Below are 21,490 nucleotides of genomic sequence, written 5' to 3' on the forward strand. Positions count from 1 at the left end.
AGAATGACTACAGAGATATCGGAGCTGCCGGCCGCCGCAGCCGAGGCGCCCGCAGAGGCAGCCGGCGCTGCGCAAGCCGAACTGAGCGCAGAAGAGCAAGCCGCCGCTGAGGCCGAGGCTGCCCGGCTGCAAGCCCAGCGGGATGCCGAACGTGAGGCCGAAGAAAAGGCCGCGGCCGAGCGCGAGGCGCGCCACAAGCGCCTGATGCAAAAGATTGCCAAACAAGCCGACTTCGCTTCGATGAAGGACTCGGTGCGCTTGATGCAAAAGATTTCGCGCTCCGAAAACGCCCATGCGCGCGCGCTCAGCGGCGCGATCTCGGAAGACATCGCGATGACGGCCAAGCTCTTGCGCCTGGTCAATGCGGCGTTTTATAGCTCGGCCGGCGGCGGCTCCATCACCAATTTGCAGCGCGCGGTGGCGTTGATGGGCTTTCAGACCGTCGGCATGATGGCCAATTCACTGATGCTGTTTGACCGCCTGCCCAAGGGCTCGGACGGCAACCGGCTGCGCGAGGAGTTTGGCCGCGCCCAATTGGCCGCGCTGCTGGCGCAGCAGTTTTGCAACCGCAGCAAGCAGCTGGAGGTGGCCTATCTGGCCGCTTTGTTCCAAAACCTCGGGGGCATGTTGGGGGGCTTGCATTTCCCCGAGGAGTTGCACGGCTTTGAAGAAAAGCTGGCGGCGCGCGGCCTGGACGTCGGCAAGCAAGAATGGATGGACGCACGCGACAAGCTGGCGCGCGAACATTGGGGCGTGGACATCGAAGACATCGCGATCGACGTGGCCGGGCAATGGGGTTGGCCCGAAACCGTGCGCAACGGCATGCGCCGCCTGCAGCCCAGCAGCAGCGAGCGCGCCGCCAGCGCCGAGGAATACCAGCGCGTGCTTTGCACTTCGGCCAATGTCTTGGCGGCTCAGTTGCTGGGCCTGCCCGGCGGCGGCTCGGCAGAAGAAAAGGCCGAGGCCCGGCGCGCCTGCGTCGAACGCTTTGCGGCCGAGATGGCTGTGCCTTTGAGCCTCAACCCCGAGCCGCTGGTCGAGGAAGTGGCGGGCGTGCAGCAGGTCTGGGACGACTTGGCGCAGGTGCTCGGCTTTGGCCCGGTGGCGGCGCCTGCGGTGGCGAAAAAACCCAAGGAGGCCGAGCTGGCCAGCAAGCCGGCGCCCGCGAAGCTGGGCGCTGCGGCGCCAGTTGCTGCGCCGGCAGCAGCGGCCAAGCCCACCGCCATAGCCGCCGCCAAACCGGCAGCGCCAAGGCCCGTAGCGCCGACGCTGCCGGTCAACCCGGCGGTGGCCGAGTCGCTGTCTGACGCGCTCGAAAAACTCAGCGGCCTGGTCTTGGCCGGAGCGCCTGCCGGCCAATTGCTGCAGCTTTGCATGCGCCAGATGCATGAAGCCTTGAACCTGCGCCGCGTGGTGGTCTGCCTGCGGGACGGCAGCGGCGCCATGTTGAAGGGCGGCATGGGCGTGGGCGAGCGCGCAACGGCTTTGGCGCCGGTATTCCAAATCCCGCTGCAGCCGCCGAACGAACTGTTCGGCCTGCTCTGCAGCAAGGGCGCCGATACCTTGATCTCGGACACCGCTGACCCGGTGATCGCGCAGCGCCTGCCGGCCTGGTTCCGCAACCAGGTGCAGGCCGGCACCTTTGTGCTGCTGCCCATGGTGGCGGGCGGCCAAGTGCTCGGCGCCTTCTACGGTGACAAGGCCGATGCGGGCACCTTGCAGATCAGCGAGCGGGAGTTGACCTTGCTGAAGACGCTGCGCAACCAGGTCGTGATGGCCTTGCGCTTTGGTGGCGGCAACAACTAAGGGCTTTCCCCCCGGACCACAAATCATGCAATTGCTGAAGCTGGTCGCGGAACAAATTCGGATCGGGGCACGCCTGCCCTTCAATGTGCGCGACGCCGAGGGCGGCCTGCTCTTGGCCTGCGGGCAGATCGTCATCAGTGCGGCGCAGCTGGCCGCCTTGTTGGCCCGCGGCATGTATGCCGATATGGCGGAGCTGCGCGCCCTGCAGGCCGGCGACAAGGTGCCCACCGAGCCGCCGCCGCTGGCAACGCGCTGGGCGCAGGCGGTCTGGGCCGTCGATGCAATGTTGAAGACCTTGCCCGACGGCCTGCACTTCATGGCAAGTTGCGATGAGGCGGCCAGCGAGGTGATCGCCCTGGCAGTGCAAGATGGTGATCTGGCGCTCTACCAAACCGTGCGTCAAGAGGGGCTGCAATTGCGCCTTTACGGCCTCACGCATGCCTTGTACGTCGCCACGCTGAGCCTGATGGTGGCGCGCCGACTGGGCTGGGCCGAGGTCAGGCAGCGCAGAGTCGTCAAGGCGGCCTTGACGATGAATGTCAGCATCATTGAGCTGCAGGGCGTCTATGCCATGACGGGTGGGCGCCTGACGGCCTCGCAGCGTGAGCTGCTGCGGCTGCACCCGGAAGAAGCCTACAAGCGCCTGCGCGCCGCCGGCATCGATGACGAGGAATGGTTGCAGGCGGTGGCTCAGCATCATGAGCAGGCCAGCGGCAGGGGCTACCCCAAGGGCGTGCGCGATATCTGTGAGATGGCGCAGCTGCTGCGCCTGGTGGATGTGTTCCTGGCCAAGATCAGCTCGCGCGTCAATCGGCCGGCGCTGGAGATCAAGGTCGCCGCGCGCCAGGTCTATGAGCAAAACCCGGGCAACCCTATGGCCGCGTCCTTGATCAAAGAGTTCGGCATGTATCCGCCGGGCGAGTTGCTGCGTCTGGCCAATGGCGATTTGGCGGTGGTGATCAGGCGCGGTGCTACGCTGCAATGCCCGCTGGTGATGGCGCTGGCGGACAGCCGAGGTCAGCTCAAGGCGCAGCTGCAACGCTTTGACACGGCGCAGCGCGAATACGCGGTGGTTGGTGTCGAGGCCGACAAAAGCATGATGGCCCGCATGCCCAGTGAGCGGCTCTACGGCCTGTACGGCATGCATGGCTTGGACAGCTTGAATCCCAGCCATTGAGCAGCGAGGAAAACCCGTTCGTGCTACAAAGCCGGCTTGTTTTGTTTCAGCAGCTTAGGACTCACGATGGAATTCTCGACTTGGGCTGCATTTTTCGCCGCTTCTTGGGCGATCAGCCTGTCCCCCGGCGCGGGCGCCATCGCGGCGATGAGCTCGGGGCTCAATCACGGCTTTCGGCGCGGCTACTTCACCACCTTTGGTCTGATCCTGGGCATCCTGACCCAGATCCTCTTGGTCGGTGCAGGGCTTGGCGCCTTGATCGCCACCTCCAGCATCGGCTTCGCGCTGGTCAAGTATTTGGGCGTCGCCTACTTGGTTTATCTGGGCGTGCAGCAATGGCGCGCGCCGGCTACGCCCATGGTGGCGGCCCGCAGTGAAGGCCCGCAAATCACGCGCCGCCAACTGGTGCTGCGCGGCTGGGGTATCAATGCGGTCAACCCCAAGGGCACGGTGTTCCTGCTGGCGGTGGTGCCGCAATTCTTGAACCTCAAGGGCGATCTGACCCAGCAATACCTGGTGATCGCCGCGACGCTGGCCTTCACCGATATGGTGGTGATGGCCGGCTACACGGCCTTGGCCGCCCGAGTCTTGTCGGCCTTGCGCTCCAGCCACCACATCAAAATCATGAACCGCACCTTTGGCACGCTCTTCATCGCGGCCGGCGCCTTGCTGGCGACCTTCAAGCGCAGCGCCTGATGGCGCGGCTGTCTGCCCGCACCCTGTTCTGGGGCCCGACGCTGATCTGGGCCAGCACCTGGCATGTGATCCTTTATCAGCTGGCCAGCGGCGTGCCGGTGCTGAACTCGGTGGCCTGGCGCTTTGCGATTGCGGCGCTCTTGTTGATAGGCTTGGCGCGAATACGCGGCGAGTCCTTGCGCATGCCGGTGTCCGCCCACGGGCTGATGCTGGCCACCGGCATCGTCCAGTACAGCGGCAATTACTTTTCGGTCTACGAGGCCGAGCGGCATATCCCGACCGGCTTGGTGGCGGTTTTGTTTTGCCTGATGGTGTTCGGCAACGCCTTGTCCGGGCGGCTCTTTTTCGGTCAGTCGGTGACGCGGCGCTTCCTGGTTTCGGCCAGCGGCGGCGTGCTCGGTGTGGTGATGATTTTTTGGCCCGAGATTGCCGAGACCGGCGCGCGGCCTAGTGCAGCGTTGGGCCTAGGCTTGGGGCTGTTGGCCGTCTTGGCCGCCTGCATCGGCAATGTGCTGACGCTGACGCTGACCCGGCGTGGGCTGGCGCTGGTGCCCGTGCTGGCCTGGAGCATGGGCTATGGCGCGCTGTTTTTGATTCTGATGTCGCTGCTGAGCGGCCAGGGTCTGCACTTTGACTGGCATGCGCCTTATGTCTTGAGCCTGCTCTATCTGTCGGTGTTTGGCTCGGTCACAGCCTTTGTCTTGTATTTCAAGTTGGCCCAGTTGCAGGGGCCGGCACGGGCCGCTTTGACCGGGGTGGTGATCCCGGTCATAGCGCTGGTGATCTCGGCCGCGCTGGAAGGCTGGGTGCCGACGGTCTTGTCCGTCAGCGGCATGGCGCTGTGCCTGGTCAGCATCTATCTGGCGACCAAGCAGCGCTGAGCTTTACCTCAAGCGCAAGGGCTCCTCGCGCTCTTCCGGCACCAGCACCCACAGGATCAAGTAGGTAATCAAGCCGATGCCATGGCAGGGCAGGAAGGCAATAAAGATCAGCCGCCAGATCCAGGCGGCCAAGCCGCTGATCTGGCTCAAACCCCCGCACACGCCGCCCAACCAGCGTTCATCGCGGCTGCGTTGCAGACCGTTGATCGCGTGGCCCAGGCCGGCGCCTTGAGGCTGCCGGCGCGGCGCATCAGTGCCGTTGATGTCTGCTGCGCCGTCCAGCAGCTTGGCCTTGGCGCGACTGAATTCATCGTCGGACAGCAGGCCGGCTTGATGCAAATCGGCGAGGCGTTCGAATTCGTTGCTGAAAGACATGGTGAGCTCCTGATACTGCAGGCTGAAGTGCCATGCCTGCAGTCTGCGGTCTAGTTCGGCACGAAGCGAGCGGCGTGCGACGAACTGCAAGGCGCGCCGACCGAGGCGTTAAAACCTAGGGTAATCCCTGGCTATTCGTCTACTCACTGACCCGCCCACGCCCGGCCTTGATGCCGCTGCGCTGCGCCTTGCCTTCCAGCCGCCTCATCTTGGAGCCATAGGTCGGCTTGGTGGCGCGCCGGGTCTTGGGTGTGTGGGCGACGCCTTGCACCATCTCGATCAGCCGGGCCACAGCATCGGCGCGGTTTTGCTCCTGGCTGCGGGTTTCCTGCGCCTTGATGACGATCACACCTTCATTGGTGATGCGCTGATCAGACAGCGCCAGCAGCCGCTCTTTGATGATGGGCGGCAGCGTCGAGCGATGGATGTCAAAGCGCAGATGGACGGCGCTGGAGACCTTGTTGACGTTTTGCCCGCCGGGACCGCTGGCACGGATGAAGCTGAAATCGAGCTCCCAATCGGCCGGCGTCCAGTGCAGATTCACTGCAACTCAGTCCAGATGTTGAACGGTCACCGGCACGCGCTTGGCCAGCGCGCACATCAACTCATAGCCAATCGTGCCGGCTGCCTTGGCGACCTCATCGATGGGCAAGACCTGACCCTTGGGGCCTTGGCCCCACAGCGTCACCTCGCTGCCGAAGCCGGCCTGGGGCAAGGCGCTCAAGTCGACCGCCAGCATGTCCATCGAGACCCGGCCGACCGTCGTCGTGCGCTGGCCATTCACCAGCACCGGCGAGCCGCTCGGCACATGGCGCGGATAGCCATCGGCATAGCCGCAGGCGACCGTACCAATGCGCATCGGTTTGTCGGCCGTGAAGCTGCTGCCGTAACCGACCGTGTCGCCGGCCTGCAGTTGCTGCACGCCGATGATCCTGGAGCGCAGCGTCATCGCCGGCCGCAGATCCCAATGTTCCGGGCCATGCTCAGGGTAGTCGGGCACGCCGCCGTAGCTCATGATGCCGGCGCGCACCCAGTCGCTGCGCACGCGTGCGCTGTGGCGCAGGGTGGCGGCGCTGTTGCTGAGCGAGCGCTCACCGGGCAGGTCGGCGCAGACGGCCTCGAACACATCGAGCTGGTGCTGGATGCCGTCGACGCCGAAGCGCAGCGCGTCGGCGTCGGAGAAATGCGTCATCAGCGAAATCTCGTCCACCTGCGGCAAGGCGTTCAGCCGTGTCCAGGCGGCGCGGAAGGCGGTAGCGCTGAAGCCCAGCCGGTTCATGCCGCTATTGAGCTTCAGAAACACGCGGTGCGGCTCATGCGTCTTGTGCATCGCCAGCCAGTCGATCTGTTCCTCGCAATGCACGGCATGCCAGAGCTTCAGACGCGAACAGAGTTCCAGATCGCGGGTCTCGAAAGCGCCTTCCAGCAGCAAAATCGGGCCGCGCCAACCGAGCGCGCGCAGCTGCTGCGCCTCGTCCAGGTCAAGCAAGGCGAAGCCATCGGCACCGCGCAGGCCTTCATAAGCATTGGCGATGCCGTGGCCATAGGCATTGGCTTTGACGACCGCCCACACCATCGCATCCGGCGCACAGGCGCGCGCGCGGGCAAGGTTATGGGCCAGGGCGGGGACGTGGATGAGGGCTTCAATAGGACGCGGCATGGCCGAATTGTGGCATCTCGCCGAGGGGGCTTGGGCCTCGCCATCGCCCCCCCTAGAACAAGGCGCATGCTATAAACCCGGCGCAGCACCACATTTGCCGCGCGTTTTTGGCCGGGGTGGCGCCTTCTCAGCAGTTTTGAATGGGTTCATGAAAAAAGGCTTTTCCACCATCATGTCAGCGCAGTTCTTCAGCTCGCTGGCTGACCAAGCTTTGCTGGTCGGAGCCATCGAGATGCTGAAGAGCACGGGCTCGCCGGCCTGGCAGATTCCCGCGTTGGGCCCCATATTTGCTTTGTTTTATGTGGTGCTGGCACCTTTTGTGGGCGCTTTCGCGGACGCCGTGCCCAAGGGCAAGGTGATGTTTTATGCCAATCTGATCAAGATTGTCGGCTGCCTGATGATGCTTTTCGGCAGTCACCCGCTCTTGTCCTACGCGATCGTCGGCCTGGGGGCTGCGGCTTATTCGCCGGCCAAATACGGCATCTTGACCGAGTTGCTGCCACCTTCGCAACTGGTCAAGGCCAATGGCTGGATCGAAGGGCTGACGATTGCTTCAATCATTTTGGGCATCCTGCTGGGCGGTCAATTGGTCGGCCCGCATTTGTCGCCGCTGTTGTTGGGCTTTGAAATGCCCTTCATTGATACCGGCGTGGATACGCCACCTGAGGCTGCAATTGCCAGCCTGGTGATCCTGTATGTGATCGCGGCTGCCTTTAACCTGGCCATCCCGCGCACTCAAACGGCCTTGCAGCCGCTGGCTGGCAGCCCAATCGTGCTGGTGCGTGATTTCGCGGCCTGCAACTCGCGCCTGTGGGCCGACAAGCTGGGTCAAATCTCGCTGGCCACCACGACGCTGTTCTGGGGCATTTCGGGCAATATGCGCATCATCGTGTTCCCCTGGGCGGCGGCAGCACTCGGCTACTCCACCACGCAAGCGTCCACCTTGGGCGGTGTGGTGGCCTTGGGCACGGCGGTCGGCGCGGTGGCCGCGTCAATGTATATGCGCCTTGACAGGGCGACCCGGGTGATCCCGCTGGGCATCATCCTGGGCCTCTTGGTGGTCGGCCTCAACGTGGTGACGAATATCTGGGTGGCCGTGCCCTTCCTGATTTTGCTCGGGCTGGTCGGCGGCTTCTTGGTCGTGCCGATGAACGCCTTGCTGCAACACCGGGGCCATAACCTGATGGGCGCGGGCCGCTCGATCGCGGTACAGAACTTCAACGAACAAGCCTGCATCCTGGGCCTGGGCGCGCTCTATACCGGCATGACGAGGATCGGGCTGTCGGCCTTTATCGCCATCTCGATCTTTGGTCTGATCGTGGCCGGCACGATGGCGTTGATCCGGCTTTGGCACAAGAGCAATTGCATCCATCATCGCGAAGAAGTCGAGCGCCTGATGGTGCTGGCGCGTTGCGATGAGTGCCATCCCGGCGTTTGAACCTCCTGCGAGCAAGCAGCGACGCTTGCTCAGCGCCCCAGCAGCTTTTCCATAAATACGCCGAAGGGATTGGCGCGGCGCTCATCGAAGGGGCCGCAGCGCTGAAAGCCTCCGCCTTCGGCCAGATGATGCAGCGCATGTTGGCGCACATCCGCCTCTAGCCTCAGCAGAGGGCGGCCCAGGCGCAGCGCTTCGCTTTCCAGCTTGCGGAGCAAAAGTTTGCCCATGCCTTGGCCGCGCCGGGCTGGTGCCACCATCAAGCACGCCAGCTCAGCGTACTCCTCGTGCAGCAGCAAGGCCCCGCAGGCAATGACCCGCATTTGGGCGTCACGCACCACGGCCAAGCGTGTGCTTGCCCGCCGCAGTGCGGCCTTGGCATTGCGGCGCGGCTCCTGTTGGGGCCGCAGCAGATGGTTCAGCTCCTGATCCAACTCGGTCAGCAGCGTTTGAACCTCGGCCTGAGCCAATGACTCCATTTGCACCGTCGGGCTCGGCGCCGGACGGCTGATCATGTCACCGGCACGGGCAACCCAGATCTGGCCGCGGCCGAAATGCTGGCCGTGCAGGGCCTGCAGCGAGCCGATGAAGGGGTTTTGCAAGGGCAGGGCACCGAGCTGAAAGGTGGATGCAGCAAGTCTTCTCATGGAAAGCTCCTTATCCGTGGTCTAGCGTTTAGCAGGGGGTTGATGCCCTCACTCACGCAAGTCGCGTGCCAATGTCTTGTGCGGGCTGATACTGGCCCGACAATGCGGACCATGCGCCGTGCCGACCGACTCTTTCAACTTGTTCATCTGATCCGCGGGCGCCGCTTGTCGACCGCCGATTTCCTGGCCGATCGCTTGGAGGTGTCGATGCGCACCGTCTACCGCGACATTGCCGCCTTGCAGGCGCAAGGGGTGCCGATCGACGGCGAGGCGGGCGTCGGCTACCGCATGCGTGCCGGCTTTGATCTGCCGCCCTTGATGTTCACCAAGCAAGAGGCGCAAGCGTTGGTGGCGGCCTTGCGCTTGGCGCAGGGCCAGCTGGACAGCGGCCTGGGCCGCCAGGCTGAGGAGGCGATGCTGAAGATCCTGGGCGTGATGCCGGCGGCGGCTCGGGCCGCCGCCGAGAGCTTGGCCTTGTATGCGCCGCTGAGCGGGCTGGATCAGACCATGCGCGATCGGCTGGCGAAGCTGCGTGAGGCCACCGAGAGCCGCCACAAGCTGCGACTCGACTACCTGGACTTGGGCGGTGCCGCCAGCGAGCGCGTGGTGCGACCCTTGGCCTGCTACTTCTGGGGGCCGACCTGGACGCTGGCGGCTTGGTGCGAGAAGCGCAATGGCTTTCGCAACTTCCGGGTTGATCGCATCCAGGGCCTGAGCTTGCTTGACGAGCAGTTTCGCGACGAAGCCGGCAAGACGCTGGCCGATATGCGGCGGGCCGAGAGTCAGGCTTGATCTGGCGCAAGTTTGTCCGCGGCGACGCCCCCACAATCTTCATCTGAGGCTGAACTTGGCCTTGCTTCTGTTGAAGGAGTTGCGATGAAAGCAAACGTGGGTACGGTGGATCGGGTGCTGCGGATTGCGGGCGGCTTAGTCCTGATTGCGCTGGCTGCGACCGGCACAGTCGGTGTTTGGGGCTATATCGGCATCGTGCCGCTGCTGACGGGCGTGTTCCGTTTTTGCCCGGCCTATCCTTTATTGGGCATGAATACATGTCCGATGAAAGACCGGTGAATTTGTCCTTTGCTATGGTGGCGGCCTGATCTCTGACCGGCCACCCCATGCGAAATCCATCTTTTGTCCTGGCAGCACTCTTGGCTTGCTGTGACTCGGTCTATGCGGCGCCGGAGCCTGCTGCTTTGCCGACGGTTGCTGCAGTAGATTTGCAACGTTATGCCGGCGCTTGGTACGAGATTGCGCTGCTGCCCAACCGCTTCCAAAAGCAATGTGTGGCCGATACCCAGGCGCGCTACCGGCTCGATGGCGAGCGGGTCGAGGTGATCAACCGTTGCCGCACAGCCAAGGGCGAGGTCGACCGTACGGCCGGTCACGCCAAGGTCGTGGAAGGCAGCGCTAACGCCAAACTCAGGGTGACTTTCTTTTGGCCGTTTTACGGCAATTACTGGGTGCTCGATCTGGACAGCGACTACCAGCATGTCTTGATCGGCGAGCCCAGCCGCAAATACGCCTGGGTCCTGTCGCGCACGCCGCAAATGGATGAGGCTGTGTTGCAAAAACTGCTGGACCGGGCGGGCGAGCTGGGTTTCGATCGCGCGGCGTTTCAGCGCACGCCGCAGACGCAGCCGCTGGACTGAACAGTCACTTTACCGATATCTGGAGCATCTGCATGAGCACCTTTGACCATATTGGGCTGATCAAAGACATCAACGCCAATCTCGCGCCGTTGAGAAAGTCGCAGCCCGAGGCGATGCAGGCCTTTGGCCGATTGGCCGGCGCGGCGATGAAGGACGGTGCGCTGAGTGCCAAGCACAAGGAGCTGATCGCGCTGGCTATCGGCGTCACCCAGCATTGTTCGGGCTGCATCGGCTTTCACGTCAAAGCGCTGCACAAGCTGGACTGCACACGGGCCGAGTTGGACGAAATGCTGTCGGTTTGCGTTTATATGGGCGGCGGACCGGCGCTGATGTACAGCGCCGAGGTCATCAAGGCCTGGGAAGACATGGCCCCAAAATAACCTGGATTAGCCCAACAACTGTTGCGCTCAGGAGCGTGAGGCCTTGGGCAGCAGGCGGGCCAGCAAGGGTGCCAGGCGCAGGCGCGCCGAAGGCGCTTCGACCCAGCGATAGAAAGGCACGGCCGCCATATTGCTCAGCGCCAGGGCAGCCAAGGCCGCCAGCACAGCTGACCCAGCATGCTCGGCATCGCGGTGCTCAAACAAGCCATTGACCAGCAGGCAAATCGGAAAATGCACCAGGAATAAGGCGTAAGAGTGGGTGCCAAAATGCGCCAACAGAGGCGCAGCACGCGGGTGGTCGGCCAGCAGATGCTGGCCGTTCTGATGGCGCTGCTGCAGCCAAGCGAGTGCCCAAGCGCACACCAGAGCCAAGGCGATGCGCTCGCGGAAGTCAAACAGCAAGGCCAGCAAGACGGCGGCGCTGATCAGGTACAGCGCGAGCCGGCGGTAGTTCACCAAACCCAGGAAGTGAACCAAAGCGCCGAGGCCGTAGGCACCGAAATAGTAGGGCGCCCAGTTGTCGAGGTCGGTGTTTCGGTTGAAGGCAAACAGCGAGGCCAGGCACAGCAGCAGGATCAGCGCCGGGCCGACGAGCCGGGCCTGTTGGCGGCTCAGGCTGGGCGCCAGACTGCGACCCAGCCAGAGCAGCGTCAAGAGCAGCGCAAAGAGCTGGAAGTCCACCGCCACGTACCAGGCGCCGACGGTCAAGGACTCAAATCCGAGCACGCCGTGCAGCAGCGTGGCATGGGCCAGCAACTGCGGCAGGCTGACCGAAGCGGGCACCAACTCGGGCAGCCAGGCAGAAATCAGCGCCGAGCACAGCAGCGTCAGCAGCACGGCGGCCATAAAGGGCAGGGTCAAGCGCAGATAGCGGCGCCCCAGTTGCTCGGGCACGCTGCCTTCAAACAACTGGCCGCGTGCGGACAAAGCGCGTGCGCTCAAGAAGCCGCCGACCACCAAGAAGACCTGCACCGCCATGCGCCCATAGTGATACAGAGCCGAGATCAGTTGTGGTGCTACGGTCTGCACGGCTTCGGCGATGGGCCCGTAGGCCGATAGATGGTGAAGCACGATCAGCTGGGCCGCGAAGGCTTTCAGCGCATCGATATGCAAGAGACGGGCGGTGTTTGGCTTGGGCATACCGAGGGTGCGCGCACGCCCAGCTTGTGGCAGGGCGTGCGAACTTGATCTTCTATCGCGAAATGTTTAATGAGGGCGACCACACGTGACACATAACGTGCAACTTGGGTCGGGCAGCGAAGCTGCCGCTGCGCAAAACCCGCGATTGTAGGAGTTTGGGCCTTGGAGCGCCAGGGGCCCGCCCCGTTTCGGGGGGGGTGTACAAAGCCAGCGCTAAACCAAGGGCGCCAGATGCTCCCGCAAGAAGTACAACAACGCACGCGCTGTCTCCGAGCCCGCCGGCGCGCCCAAGGTCAGCGCCTGTATCCACTCGCCTTCTTGCACATCAAGCCGCCAGCCCGGCAAGAGATCAACCAGGCCTGCCTCGGGCGGCACGCAAAAATCCGGGCTCAGCACGACACCCTGGCCATGCTTGGCCATCACCAGCAGCGCGTCTAGGTCATTGCCCCAGGCGCTGGCCTGCATGCTCAGCTCGACGCGCTCGCCGCTCGCGTGCACCCAGTTGCCGGCGCTGGGCTCTTCATGCTGGCCGACCAGCAGGCAGGGCCGGTCGAGCAGGGCCTGCGGGCCCTCCAGCGGCGTGCTGCCGGCCGCACCATAGGCGCGCACCGCATAGCGCAGCAGGGGCTGCGCCACCCAATCCTCGGGCGGCCGGGCGGTGGCGCGAAAGGCGATGTCCACGCCTTCGCGCAGCAGGTCCACCCGCCGATAGGTGAACATCAGCTCATAGCGCAGCGCCGGGTGCAGGGTTTGAAAGCGCGCCAGCAGCGGCGCCAGCACATGGACGCCAAACACCGGCGCGGCGCTGATGCGCAGCGTGCCGCTGAGCATGTCGCGCTCGCTGCGCAGCGCCAGCCTCGCGCCCTCGGCCGCCTCCAGTACGGCACGGGCGCGAGCGTGCAGGCGCCGGCCGGCTTCGGTCAGGCTGAGGCTGCGGGTGCTGCGGGCGAACAGGGCCAGCCCCACAGCAGCCTCGATCGCGGCCACCCGCCGGCTGACCGCCGCGCGGGTCAGGCCCAGCTCACGCGCGGCGCGCGCAAAGCTGCCGGCCAGCGCAATAAGGGCGAACAATTCCAGGGCGTTGGCGTCCAGCGCCTGATCGGCCGCAGTGCGGCGGCTGCGTGAAATGCTGTGCTTCATTGTCAATATTTAAGCATCAATGTGTCATCGGTAGTGAGTCTAGTCACTGGATGGTTGTCAATCTAGACTGAGCTCAGATTTTTCACCAGGAGCCCAGGGCCATGAACAGCGACAAAAAACCATTCTCCACAGCCGCAGCGCCCAGGCCGCTGCATTTGCGCTGCGCCGACGGCCGCTTGCTGAATGCCTGCTGGTACGAGCCGGATGCTGCCGCCGGCCCGGTGCGTGCTGTTGCCGTCGTCAGCCCGGCGATGGCAGTGGCCAGCCCGTATTACCGCGGCTTTGCCGAGTGGTTGAGCCGGCGCGGCTATGCGGTGCTCAGCTACGACTACCGTGGCATCGGCGCCAATTTGCAAGGGCCGCTGCGCCGCGAAGGCGCCGGCCTGCGGGACTGGGCCAGGCTGGACATGGCGGCGGCCTTGCGCGCCGCCGACAAGCGCCGCCAGCTTGAGCAGCGCGAGCAGGGCCATGCGATCGGCTTGCTGGCGATTGGCCACTCTTTCGGCGGCAATGCGGTCGGTCTGGCGCCCGGCTTCGAGCAAGCCGACGCCTTGCTGGGCGTGGCGGCTCAAGCCGCAGATTGGCGCTTTTGGTCGGGCCTACCGCGCACCAAGGCCGTGATGTTCTTTCACGCCCTGCTGCCGGGCCTGAGCCATGCGTTTGGCCACGCGCCACGCTGGCTGCTGGGCGCCCGTGCCGAAGGCTTGCCCAAGCAGGCGGCGCTGGACTGGGCCCGTTGGGGCCGTCGCAAAGGCTATATGTTCACCGACCCGGCCTTGGCCGGCGAGTTGGGCTTCCACCGCTTCACCGGCCCGGTGCATCTATGGAACGTCAGCGACGATCATTTGTTCGGACCCGGCCCGGCCGTCGATCACCTGGGCAAGCAATTCAGCAGCGCCAGCGTGGCCCGCCACACGCTCGATCCCAGGGCGCTGGGCCTGCGCGCGATCGGGCATTTCGGCATGTTCAGGCGTGAGCTGGGTGAGCGCATCTGGCCGCTGCTGCTGGCGCCGATCGAACAGGCCAGCCCGGTCTTGCGTGCGCGCCTGGCTCAGACTTGAGGCGCAAGCAGCCGCAGCGCGTCGATCGCGGCCTCGCTCAAGGCCAACACCACATTGCTGTCGGACTCGATCAATTCGATGATCGCCTCGCGTGGCCCCTGGCGCCAGCCGGGGCTGGCATAGAACGCCGCTTGCGCAGCGTTCAGCTCGGCCAAGTCGGCAAAGGCGCGCATCAGGAAGTAGCCCGTTTCGTCTTGCAGCGATGGCCCGTGGTTGAGCACGTCAATGCCCCAGGCCTGCATCAAGGGCAGGCTGTGCTGCTCGACCAATTGATGAAAGCGCTCGCGGCTGCCGGCGCGCAGCCGGTAGCTCCTGATTTCGATCACGCGCATGGCGTTGCAGTTTGGCCGGCTGGGAGGGGGCTGAAATCCATCACCCAGTTGCATTCCCAGCTTGCGCCGCCATCGTTTGAGAAGGCTTGCTCCCAGCGCGGCTGGCCCGACTCGGCCCGCGTCGTCCACATGAAACGCACGCGAATGGGCTGGCCTCTGAGCGTGTCATCGGCGTAGAAGCAGCCGATCCCGTCGCGGAATTGGCCGACCACCGGCACATCGAGCTGGCCGGGCCGGCGCCCGTCAAGCCACCAGATAGCCCATTGCCCGGTCGCCGCGTCGAAGCTGCGCAGCGTCAGCGCGCGGTAGTCGCCGTCGGGTAAGTGGAGCAGGTTGTCGTCCACATTGGCGAGGCCGCCGAGCATTTTTTGCATCACCGAGCTGCCCTCGAAGGAGTCCCATTCCTGGCAGCCGAGCAGGCGTTCTTTCAGGCGCCGATGCTGGATGCGCCAGGCGCCGATGAAGAAGTCGAAGTCCGCCGCACTGCCGGTGGGGGTTGCTGCGCTGATGTCGAATGGAGTCATGTGAATGCTTTTTGCAGGCTTGATGGGATGCGCAAATTCTAGAAAAACAAGGACTCGGCTGTTCAATCAATTTTGCAAACATAATTGTCAAATTTGCAAGCAATGTCGAACCCGCCAGCCATGAATATCAGCCCGAGTTCCTGGGACGATCTGCGTCTGTTCTTGCATATCGGCCGCGCCGGCTCCCTGACGGCGGCGGCCGCCAGCCTGCGGCTCAGTCATGCGACGGTATTCCGCCGCCTGCAAGGACTTGAGGCTGAACTGGGCGTGCGTCTGTTCGATCGTTCCAGAGCCGGCTACAGCTTGACGGCGGCGGGAACCGAGTTGATGCGGGTCGCCGCAGCGATGGAGCTCGACTTGGCCTCGACCACGCGGCGTTTGGGCGCGCGAGCCGCCTGGCCGGGCGGCATCGTGCGCCTGACCACCACCGACACCTTGATGCACGCGGCGCTGGCGCCGCTGCTGAGCGCATATCAACGGTCCGCCGGCGTGCAATTGCTGATCAACACCTCAACCGTGCAGCAAGACATCTTGAAGGGTGAGGCCGATGTGGCAATTCGCGCGGGCGGGCGCCCGGCCGACCCGCTGGTGGCCAGGCGGCTCTGCCGGATCGAGTCGACCGTTTATCGCTCGCGCAAACTGGGCGGCGTGACGCCGGACAACTTGGCCGACTTCCCATGGATTGCCGGCGACGACACTTTCGCGCATCTGGACTCAAGCAAATGGCTGCGCCAGCAAGGTCTCGACGAGCAGGCGGTCTTGCTGACCAATAGCCATGTCAATGTGCTGAACTTGGTCAAGGCGGGTGCCGGTTTGGCCGTTTTGCCCTGCTATCTGGGTGATTTGGAGTCGTCTATCTGCCGCGTTATTCAAACGCCACCGAAGCAATGGCGCAGCGATCTTTGGCTATTGACCCGCCAGGACTTGCGCCACGTGCCCCGCATCAAGCAGTTGTTTGATGCGGTTTATGAGGGCACAAGGGCGCTGCTGCCACTTTTTGAGGGGCAGGCGCCGATGGCGTGACTTGGTCTAAAGTAGGGCTAGCAAGGGGGTCTGAGCTGCGGGTACAGCGGCTGGCAAAACGCCGAGCAAAATGCCGAGCAAAGGGCGGACTTCACTATGACGTCGGTTCGAACAGATGTGAGCGATGCAGAGGTGGACGGGGTCTACACCGCTGCCGGCAGCTACCGAATGAGCGAGGCGCTGCAGTTGTCGCGGGCACTGGTCGGGAGTTATCCCGATTCGCAGCGCTGCAAATTTTTGCAGTCTTGGCTGGGCTTGCGACTTGGCGAGCAGGCCGCACCCGAGCTGCTCCAGCAGGCGGAGTCGCTGGAGCAAGATCTCACGCTTGACCCGATGGAGCGAGCCGAGCTCTTGCTGCTGCTGGCGGTTCGACGCATGGCGCAGGGCTTGACGCTCACGGCGTTGAAGAATGAGGGGGAGGCGCTAGCGCTGTTTGAGCACGCGGGGCGCAAAGTTGGCGAGTGCATGGCAGCCTGGCAGATGCTGGTGCACTTGATTTCCATCGGCGACCTGGATGAGGTGGAGCGCCTGCAGCCACTGTTGGAGCGGCGCCTCCTCGGGCGCTATGACTGGGCCGACGCCGTTTTGGCTGTCGGCCGGGCCTCGGCTGCCTACGGCCGCGCCGAAGCCGGGGACAAAAACAGCCGCTCGACCTGCATTGCGATTTACCGTGATTTGTACGAGCGCAGCAAACAGCCCGCGCTGTGCGAGTTTCGCCGCATGGTGGGTACCAATCTCGCGGTCAATTGCGCTTTGGGTGGGGAGTTTGAGCTTGCGCAGCAATTGCTCAGCGAGCTTGAACTGCTCGATGCCGGAGTCAACCAAGTTGCCGTGATTACGATGCATGCCTGGCGCGCCTATACCCATGCCTTGGTGGGTCTGCGCGATGGGCATCTGGACCTCGCCGCCGTCGAGCTGACGCGTGCGCTACAGCTCGAAAATAAGGGCCAGCGCGGCGCCAATTTGCAGAGCAAGATTCTTGAAGCGCAGGCCGAATGTGCGTTCCGCCAGGGCCGTATCGAGGATGGTCGCACTGCGCTGCAGGAGCGCCAAAAAGTGCAAGACGATGTCTTGCGGCAACTGCGCGCCAAACACAATGCTGGCATGGAGGCGCTGTTGCGTGAGGCGCAACTGGCTACCGAGCTGCGCGCGCGCAATGCCGACCTGCGCCTTGCATACGACGAGATGGAGCAACGCGTGCGCGAGCGCAGCGCCGAGTTGGCCGAGGCGCAGCAGGCGCTGAACAGGCACGCGCAGCGCGGCGTCGTCAGCAAGCTCTTGATCGGCGTCGCCCACCAGCTCAACACGCCGCTGGGGACGGCCGGCCTCACGGTGAGTGCCTTGCGCGACCAGCTGCAGGGCCTGCAAGCACAGCTGCAATCGCCGATGCGCAAGCAAGATTTGCTGGCCAGCGTGGGGCAGATGGACGATGCCGCTGCCTTGATCGAAACCAATCTGGTGCGCTCACGCAGCCTCTTGTCGCGCTTCAGCGAGCTAGGGCTGCATGAGCAGCTGCATCAAAGCCGGCGTGTGCAGCTGGCACCCTGGTTGTGCGAGCAAGTCGAGGTCTTGCAGCAGGAATGGCTGGCGGTGGGCGTGCAGCCGGATTTGCAGCTCGAGGAGGGCATCGAATGGCTGGGCGCAGTTGATGCTCTGGGCCATGTGCTGCAGCATTTGTTCCGCAATGCGATGCGCTTTGCTCGGGTAGACGGGCGCGCCGCGCCGGTGAGTCTGATCTTTCAGCGTCTGCTGCCTGGGCCGGGTCTGTGCATCGAGGTGAAGGACCAGGGTCCCGGTATGAGCGAGTTGCGGCGCGCCCATGCCTTCGAGCCCTTCGCCGAGCAGTTGGTGACCGAAGGCGGCCTCGGCCTGGTGCTGGTGCGTAACTTGGTCGAGGGCTTGATGCGCGGCCAAGTCGAGCTGAGGGCCAATCAGCCGCAAGGTTTGTGCGTGCGCATCATCCTGCCGGATTCGGCTACGGGCAGTTTGTATCAAAACGTTGGCCAGACGCTCAGCGACCGAGCTTGAGCGGCGAGTGCAAATGGTCTGACTTTGAGCAGAGTTTGCGGCGAACTGGAGAGTGAGCCATGACCGAAGTGCGAGAAAGCGATGCGGCCGTGGAGGCCATCTATACGGCAGTCGGGTCCCTGTGCTGGCATGAAGCCCAGCAAAGCCTTCAAGAGCAACTGCAGCGACCGCAAGAGTCACCGCGTTTCGAGCTTCTGCAGGCTTGGATGGAACTGCGTCAAGGTCGCGTTGTCGCTCCTGAGTTGACCCAGTTGGCGGAGCGCTTGGAGCTTGACGCGTCGCTAGACCCCAGACAGCGAGCCGAGCTTTTGATGTTTTTGGCACTAGGTCGCAAGACCCTGGGTTTGACCGTGCAAGCGCTGAAGAACGAGGGCGAGGCGATGGCCTTGTTCGAGCGTGCTGGTGCGCGCGTGGGCGAGTGCATGGCTGCGCAACAGATGCTTGCACACCTGATTGCGATCGGCGATCTTGATGAGTTGGACCGTCTATTGCCCAAGCTGGAGCTGCGCCTGCTTGGGCGATTTGATTGGGTGGATATCTATCTCGGTGGCTGCCGCGCTTCGGTGGCCTATGGTCGCGCGGAGGCCGGTGATGAGGGTAGCCGGCGCCTGTGCATCGAGCTGTATCGCAGCCTGTATGACAGGACAAAGGTTGCGCACCTGCGTGAGTTTCGCCGCATGATCGGTACCAATTTGGCCATCAATTCAGCCTTGGCCGGTGACTTTGAAGCGGCGCAACAGCAGCTCGACGAACTTGAACTGCAGGATGCTCTGGTCACGCGAAAGCCGAATTTTTTAATGCAAGCATGGCGTGCCTATACCCGTGGTCAACTGGGTTTGCGCGATGGGCATTTGGACTCGGCGGCGGCCGAGCTCGAGCAGGCGCTGCAGCTTGAGTTGGGCAGTGCGCGTAGCGCGAATTTGCAGAGCAAAGTGCTTGAAGCGCAGGCCGAGTGTGCATTTCGCCAAGGCCGCGTGGCAGATGGGCGCCGCGCCGTTCAGCAACGCCAAGAGGTGCAAGACGAGGTATTGCGGCAGTTGCGCGCCAAACACAATGCCGGCATGGAGGCGCTGTTGCGGGAGGCCCAATTGGCCACCGAACTGCGCACCCGCAATGCCGAACTGCACCAAGCCTATGAGGAGATGGAGCAACGCGTACGCGAGCGCAGCAGCGAGTTGGCCGAGGCCCAGCAGGCCTTGCACCGACATGCGCAGCGCGAGGTGGTCAGCAAATTGCTGATCGGCGTCGCGCATCAGCTCAACACGCCGATGGGTACGGCGAACCTGACCATTAGCGCGTTGCGCGACCAAGTGCAAGCGCTGCAGGTCAAGTTGCAGGCGCCCATGCGCAAACAGGATCTATCGGCGGCCTTGTCGCAGGTGAGTGATTCCGCCGCCTTGGTGGAGGCAAACCTGGTCCGATCGCGCAGCCTGTTAGGTCGCTTCAGCGAGCTGAGTCTGCATGAGCAGCTGCATCAAAAACGGCGCATGCAGTTGGCGCCCTGGATCAGAGAACAGGTGCAGGTACTGCAGTCGGAATGGCAGGCGGCCGGTGCACAGCCCCTGTTGCAACTGGAGGAGGGCATCGAATGGTTGGGCGCGGTCGATGCCTTGGGCCAGGTCTTGCAGCATTTACTCAAAAACGCCTTGCGCTTTGGCCGGGCGGCCGGCAGTCCGCCCGAGATCACACTGCTGCTCGGCAGGCGGGCTGCCGAGCCCGGGCTATGCATCGAGGTGATCGACCGGGGGCCCGGCATGAGCGAGGCCCGCCGCGCTCATGCCTTTGAGCCCTTTGCGGAGCAATTGCTGACCGAGGGCGGGCTCGGTTTGGTGCTGGTGCGCAATCTGGTCGAAGAGCTGATGCGCGGGCAGGTTGAGTTGCTGCCCAATCAGCCGCAGGGCTTGCGCGTGCGCATCACCTTGCCGGACTCGGGCGCGCCGGGATTTGAACCTAAATCCAGCAGTTGACCGCTTGCTTTTGCCCGAAAGAGCCGTTGAATACTGATGAAGTTCGCTTCGATGTGAATCACCATTTTGGTGAGAGCGCTACGCAGCCAATTGCGGCGCGCTACGCCACGCTGGCGTCGTTGCTCCTCCTTGCGGGCATCAGCCCGCTGCGTCGTCGCGCCTTGCCAACGCACCACATCGCACCACACTCGGGCTCGTCCAACTGCTGGATTAAGGTTCAATCGACGCATTGAGCCGTTCGGTGAAGGCGAATTTTTGCAGCACCCCGTCGGCGTTCAGCAGCAAGACGAGCTCGGTGCCGCGCTCGGCCGACATCGGCGAGGCTTTGGCGGCCTTGGCCGCCATTTCGATCACAGCGGCCTTCGCCTTTGCCGCGTCTTCGATGCCCTTCGCGCTGGTCAAGTCGGCCAGGCCAGCCGACCCCGCAAGCGCGGCCATTTCGGTCAGCCCGGCGGTTGTCGGTGCGGCCCCGGCCTTCCAATAACGCCAAATCTGCATGCCGTTTTCAAAGCGCAAGAGTTTGAATTTGAGATTGCCCGCCAGCGCGCGGATCTCGGCCTCGCTGCTCACGCCGGGCTTCAGCGCTCGTGCCAGCTCGGCCAGCCGATGCTTGGACTCTTGCAGGCCCAAGTTGATCGAGGGCGCGGAGCTGGCCATAGTCTCCAGCAGCACCCGCGTGTCGTCGGGCCAAGTGAGGTCACCCAGCGGCACGCGGAACATGCGGTCACGCAGCAAGAAGCCCCAGTCATAGTCCTCGCCTGATTCATCAAACAGGCCATGCAGATTGCGCTGGTTGAGCCTCAAGCGCCGGTCGCCGTGCACCAAGGTGACAGAGAAGATCGGCTGGTCGGCAAAGTTGCTGGGGCTCCAGTCGGGCTTGTTGCATTGTTCATCGTCGGCACTGAAAAGCTTGCTCAAGGTACCGATCCACCCCGCGTCGGTGCGCGCAAGGCCGCTGCCAAAGGCGACTCGGCATTGCAGGCGCAGGTCGCCCAGGCGGCGCTCCCCATCCGGCCGGCCGGGGGTGCGGATGTCGGCCCGCCAGGTGACTCGCCCATCGGCGAGCTTGCTGCGCACCTCGCTGTCTTGGTCCAAGAGGCGCCAAGCTGGATCGGCGACAAAGCGCTGCTCCTCATCCAGCGTGACCGGGGTGCGCCCTTGCGCGCCGACCAGGCCCAAGTCGGCGCGCAGCAGATCGTCGGGGTATTTGCGGGCATAGACGCGATAGTTCAAACTGGCCTGGGGTGCCAGCTTGTGATACTTCTGGAACAGCGCTTGCGCCTTGAAGATCTGTGCCAAGGTCTTGCGTTCGCGGGCCACCGTGGAGACGCCCTGCACCTGCACTTGGTGCAGATGGGAGGTGGCTGTGGCGCTGGGCTCAGCCGTCAGGTCTTGGGCTGGCTCCTCGGCCGGGGTTTCCTTGGTGCTGGGCTCGGCGGCGCCTGCCAGGGTGCTTAAAAACAGGCTGACAGTCAGCAGTACGGGCCAGATAAGGCGTGGCATAACGGGGGGCTCTCGAGGTGCAAAGGTCGTCAGCCTAGCCATTTGCCCGGCCTCGTTCGCGGG

General features: G+C 63.9%; 22 protein-coding genes. 13 read left to right on the forward strand and 9 right to left on the reverse strand.

What is annotated here, in order from left to right:
* Positions 1 to 3: 3 nt before the first annotated feature.
* The 4 genes from LNV09_RS02205 (at position 4) to LNV09_RS02220 (ending at position 4,560) form a co-directional block, all read left to right on the forward strand.
* Positions 4 to 1,806: an HDOD domain-containing protein gene (locus LNV09_RS02205; RefSeq protein WP_263555433.1), complete on the forward strand. Its 1,803-nt coding sequence runs from the start codon at positions 4 to 6 to the stop codon at positions 1,804 to 1,806.
* Positions 1,807 to 1,831: 25 nt separating this feature from the next.
* Positions 1,832 to 2,983 carry an HD-GYP domain-containing protein gene (locus LNV09_RS02210; protein ID WP_263555434.1) on the forward strand — a complete coding sequence of 384 codons (1,152 nt, stop codon included), beginning with the start codon at positions 1,832 to 1,834 and terminating at the stop codon, positions 2,981 to 2,983.
* A gap of 66 nt (positions 2,984 to 3,049) precedes the next feature.
* Positions 3,050 to 3,679 (forward strand): LysE family transporter, encoded by a 630-nt coding sequence (locus LNV09_RS02215; protein ID WP_263555435.1) that lies wholly within the window; start codon positions 3,050 to 3,052, stop codon positions 3,677 to 3,679.
* Positions 3,679 to 4,560 carry a DMT family transporter gene (locus tag LNV09_RS02220; RefSeq protein ID WP_263555436.1) on the forward strand — a complete coding sequence of 294 codons (882 nt, stop codon included), beginning with the start codon at positions 3,679 to 3,681 and terminating at the stop codon, positions 4,558 to 4,560. Before LNV09_RS02215 ends, LNV09_RS02220 begins: the two co-directional genes overlap by 1 nt.
* Positions 4,561 to 4,563: 3 nt before the next feature.
* Here the strand turns inward: LNV09_RS02220 and LNV09_RS02225 are convergent, their stop codons facing one another.
* From LNV09_RS02225 to alr, 3 genes are all read right to left on the reverse strand, one after another.
* Positions 4,564 to 4,935, reverse strand: a complete 372-nt coding sequence (locus LNV09_RS02225; protein ID WP_263555437.1) for a PspC domain-containing protein — start codon at positions 4,933 to 4,935, stop codon at positions 4,564 to 4,566.
* A gap of 139 nt (positions 4,936 to 5,074) precedes the next feature.
* Positions 5,075 to 5,479, reverse strand: coding sequence for an alternative ribosome rescue aminoacyl-tRNA hydrolase ArfB (gene arfB, locus LNV09_RS02230; RefSeq protein WP_263555438.1), 405 nt, complete (start codon positions 5,477 to 5,479; stop codon positions 5,075 to 5,077).
* A 6-nt stretch (positions 5,480 to 5,485) separates the two neighbouring features.
* Complete coding sequence (gene alr, locus LNV09_RS02235) at positions 5,486 to 6,595, reverse strand: alanine racemase (protein ID WP_263555439.1); 1,110 nt, start codon at positions 6,593 to 6,595, stop codon at positions 5,486 to 5,488.
* 148 nt (positions 6,596 to 6,743) lie between these two features.
* Between alr and lplT the strand changes: the two genes are divergently transcribed.
* On the forward strand, positions 6,744 to 8,033 hold the full coding sequence (lplT, locus tag LNV09_RS02240) for a lysophospholipid transporter LplT (RefSeq protein WP_263555440.1): 1,290 nt from the start codon (positions 6,744 to 6,746) through the stop codon (positions 8,031 to 8,033).
* 29 nt (positions 8,034 to 8,062) lie between these two features.
* Here the strand turns inward: lplT and LNV09_RS02245 are convergent, their stop codons facing one another.
* A complete protein-coding gene (locus tag LNV09_RS02245; protein ID WP_263555441.1) occupies positions 8,063 to 8,677 on the reverse strand; it encodes a GNAT family N-acetyltransferase in 615 nt (204 codons plus the stop codon).
* A 111-nt stretch (positions 8,678 to 8,788) separates the two neighbouring features.
* Here LNV09_RS02245 and LNV09_RS02250 point away from each other — a divergent pair, with 111 nt between their 5' ends.
* The 4 genes from LNV09_RS02250 to LNV09_RS02265 all read left to right on the forward strand — a co-directional run bounded on the left by LNV09_RS02250 (position 8,789) and on the right by LNV09_RS02265 (position 10,709).
* Positions 8,789 to 9,469, forward strand: coding sequence for a helix-turn-helix transcriptional regulator (locus tag LNV09_RS02250; RefSeq protein ID WP_263555782.1), 681 nt, complete (start codon positions 8,789 to 8,791; stop codon positions 9,467 to 9,469).
* Between the two features lie 84 nt (positions 9,470 to 9,553).
* Positions 9,554 to 9,748: a YgaP family membrane protein gene (locus tag LNV09_RS02255; RefSeq protein WP_263555442.1), complete on the forward strand. Its 195-nt coding sequence runs from the start codon at positions 9,554 to 9,556 to the stop codon at positions 9,746 to 9,748.
* A 47-nt stretch (positions 9,749 to 9,795) separates the two neighbouring features.
* Positions 9,796 to 10,329: a lipocalin family protein gene (locus LNV09_RS02260; protein WP_263555443.1), complete on the forward strand. Its 534-nt coding sequence runs from the start codon at positions 9,796 to 9,798 to the stop codon at positions 10,327 to 10,329.
* A 32-nt stretch (positions 10,330 to 10,361) separates the two neighbouring features.
* The gene (locus LNV09_RS02265) at positions 10,362 to 10,709 is read left to right on the forward strand and encodes a carboxymuconolactone decarboxylase family protein (protein ID WP_263555444.1); all 348 of its coding nucleotides are present in this window, start codon (positions 10,362 to 10,364) and stop codon (positions 10,707 to 10,709) included.
* Positions 10,710 to 10,736: 27 nt separating this feature from the next.
* Here LNV09_RS02265 and LNV09_RS02270 read toward each other — a convergent pair whose 3' ends face one another.
* The gene (locus LNV09_RS02270; protein WP_263555445.1) at positions 10,737 to 11,849 is read right to left on the reverse strand and encodes an acyltransferase family protein; all 1,113 of its coding nucleotides are present in this window, start codon (positions 11,847 to 11,849) and stop codon (positions 10,737 to 10,739) included.
* 213 nt (positions 11,850 to 12,062) lie between these two features.
* Positions 12,063 to 12,989 (reverse strand): LysR family transcriptional regulator, encoded by a 927-nt coding sequence (locus tag LNV09_RS02275; RefSeq protein WP_263555446.1) that lies wholly within the window; start codon positions 12,987 to 12,989, stop codon positions 12,063 to 12,065.
* Between the two features lie 101 nt (positions 12,990 to 13,090).
* Between LNV09_RS02275 and LNV09_RS02280 the strand changes: the two genes are divergently transcribed.
* A complete protein-coding gene (locus LNV09_RS02280) occupies positions 13,091 to 14,050 on the forward strand; it encodes an alpha/beta hydrolase family protein (RefSeq protein WP_263555447.1) in 960 nt (319 codons plus the stop codon).
* Here LNV09_RS02280 and LNV09_RS02285 read toward each other — a convergent pair.
* Together LNV09_RS02285 and LNV09_RS02290 are read right to left on the reverse strand one after the other, a co-directional pair.
* A complete protein-coding gene (locus LNV09_RS02285; protein WP_263555448.1) occupies positions 14,041 to 14,382 on the reverse strand; it encodes an NIPSNAP family protein in 342 nt (113 codons plus the stop codon). The two genes, LNV09_RS02280 and LNV09_RS02285, sit on opposite strands and share 10 nt — an antisense overlap.
* A complete protein-coding gene (locus LNV09_RS02290; protein WP_263555449.1) occupies positions 14,373 to 14,906 on the reverse strand; it encodes a DUF1579 domain-containing protein in 534 nt (177 codons plus the stop codon). Before LNV09_RS02290 ends, LNV09_RS02285 begins: the two co-directional genes overlap by 10 nt.
* Positions 14,907 to 15,026: 120 nt before the next feature.
* On the opposite strand from LNV09_RS02290, the gene LNV09_RS02295 reads away from it, so the two are divergent.
* The 3 genes from LNV09_RS02295 (at position 15,027) to LNV09_RS02305 (ending at position 19,924) form a co-directional block, all read left to right on the forward strand.
* Positions 15,027 to 15,929 carry a LysR family transcriptional regulator gene (locus LNV09_RS02295; protein ID WP_263555450.1) on the forward strand — a complete coding sequence of 301 codons (903 nt, stop codon included), beginning with the start codon at positions 15,027 to 15,029 and terminating at the stop codon, positions 15,927 to 15,929.
* A 96-nt stretch (positions 15,930 to 16,025) separates the two neighbouring features.
* Positions 16,026 to 17,957 (forward strand): sensor histidine kinase, encoded by a 1,932-nt coding sequence (locus tag LNV09_RS02300; RefSeq protein WP_263555451.1) that lies wholly within the window; start codon positions 16,026 to 16,028, stop codon positions 17,955 to 17,957.
* 59 nt (positions 17,958 to 18,016) lie between these two features.
* Complete coding sequence (locus LNV09_RS02305; protein WP_263555452.1) at positions 18,017 to 19,924, forward strand: sensor histidine kinase; 1,908 nt, start codon at positions 18,017 to 18,019, stop codon at positions 19,922 to 19,924.
* 210 nt (positions 19,925 to 20,134) lie between these two features.
* On the opposite strand, the gene LNV09_RS02310 is transcribed toward LNV09_RS02305, so the two are convergent.
* Entirely contained in the window at positions 20,135 to 21,427 is a 1,293-nt protein-coding gene (locus LNV09_RS02310) for a hypothetical protein (protein WP_263555453.1), read from the reverse strand.
* Positions 21,428 to 21,490: the final 63 nt, after the last annotated feature.

The sequence above is a fragment of the Paucibacter sp. B2R-40 genome, assembly GCF_025717555.1.
In the GTDB taxonomy this organism is placed as follows: Bacteria; Pseudomonadota; Gammaproteobacteria; order Burkholderiales; family Burkholderiaceae_C; genus Paucibacter_A.

Coding starts and splice junctions, on each gene's coding strand:
- LNV09_RS02260 (WP_263555443.1), top strand. CDS start 9,796: ATGCGAAATCCATCTTTTGTCCTGGCAGCACTCTTGGCTTGCTGTGAC.
- LNV09_RS02300 (WP_263555451.1), top strand. CDS start 16,026: ATGACGTCGGTTCGAACAGATGTGAGCGATGCAGAGGTGGACGGGGTC.
- LNV09_RS02255 (WP_263555442.1), top strand. CDS start 9,554: ATGAAAGCAAACGTGGGTACGGTGGATCGGGTGCTGCGGATTGCGGGC.
- LNV09_RS02225 (WP_263555437.1), bottom strand. CDS start 4,935: ATGTCTTTCAGCAACGAATTCGAACGCCTCGCCGATTTGCATCAAGCC.
- LNV09_RS02205 (WP_263555433.1), top strand. CDS start 4: ATGACTACAGAGATATCGGAGCTGCCGGCCGCCGCAGCCGAGGCGCCC.
- LNV09_RS02220 (WP_263555436.1), top strand. CDS start 3,679: ATGGCGCGGCTGTCTGCCCGCACCCTGTTCTGGGGCCCGACGCTGATC.
- LNV09_RS02215 (WP_263555435.1), top strand. CDS start 3,050: ATGGAATTCTCGACTTGGGCTGCATTTTTCGCCGCTTCTTGGGCGATC.
- LNV09_RS02270 (WP_263555445.1), bottom strand. CDS start 11,849: ATGCCCAAGCCAAACACCGCCCGTCTCTTGCATATCGATGCGCTGAAA.
- LNV09_RS02295 (WP_263555450.1), top strand. CDS start 15,027: ATGAATATCAGCCCGAGTTCCTGGGACGATCTGCGTCTGTTCTTGCAT.
- LNV09_RS02250 (WP_263555782.1), top strand. CDS start 8,789: ATGCGCCGTGCCGACCGACTCTTTCAACTTGTTCATCTGATCCGCGGG.
- alr (WP_263555439.1), bottom strand. CDS start 6,595: ATGCCGCGTCCTATTGAAGCCCTCATCCACGTCCCCGCCCTGGCCCAT.
- LNV09_RS02290 (WP_263555449.1), bottom strand. CDS start 14,906: ATGACTCCATTCGACATCAGCGCAGCAACCCCCACCGGCAGTGCGGCG.
- LNV09_RS02265 (WP_263555444.1), top strand. CDS start 10,362: ATGAGCACCTTTGACCATATTGGGCTGATCAAAGACATCAACGCCAAT.
- LNV09_RS02310 (WP_263555453.1), bottom strand. CDS start 21,427: ATGCCACGCCTTATCTGGCCCGTACTGCTGACTGTCAGCCTGTTTTTA.
- LNV09_RS02210 (WP_263555434.1), top strand. CDS start 1,832: ATGCAATTGCTGAAGCTGGTCGCGGAACAAATTCGGATCGGGGCACGC.
- LNV09_RS02285 (WP_263555448.1), bottom strand. CDS start 14,382: ATGCGCGTGATCGAAATCAGGAGCTACCGGCTGCGCGCCGGCAGCCGC.
- lplT (WP_263555440.1), top strand. CDS start 6,744: ATGAAAAAAGGCTTTTCCACCATCATGTCAGCGCAGTTCTTCAGCTCG.
- LNV09_RS02245 (WP_263555441.1), bottom strand. CDS start 8,677: ATGAGAAGACTTGCTGCATCCACCTTTCAGCTCGGTGCCCTGCCCTTG.
- LNV09_RS02305 (WP_263555452.1), top strand. CDS start 18,017: ATGACCGAAGTGCGAGAAAGCGATGCGGCCGTGGAGGCCATCTATACG.
- LNV09_RS02275 (WP_263555446.1), bottom strand. CDS start 12,989: ATGAAGCACAGCATTTCACGCAGCCGCCGCACTGCGGCCGATCAGGCG.
- LNV09_RS02280 (WP_263555447.1), top strand. CDS start 13,091: ATGAACAGCGACAAAAAACCATTCTCCACAGCCGCAGCGCCCAGGCCG.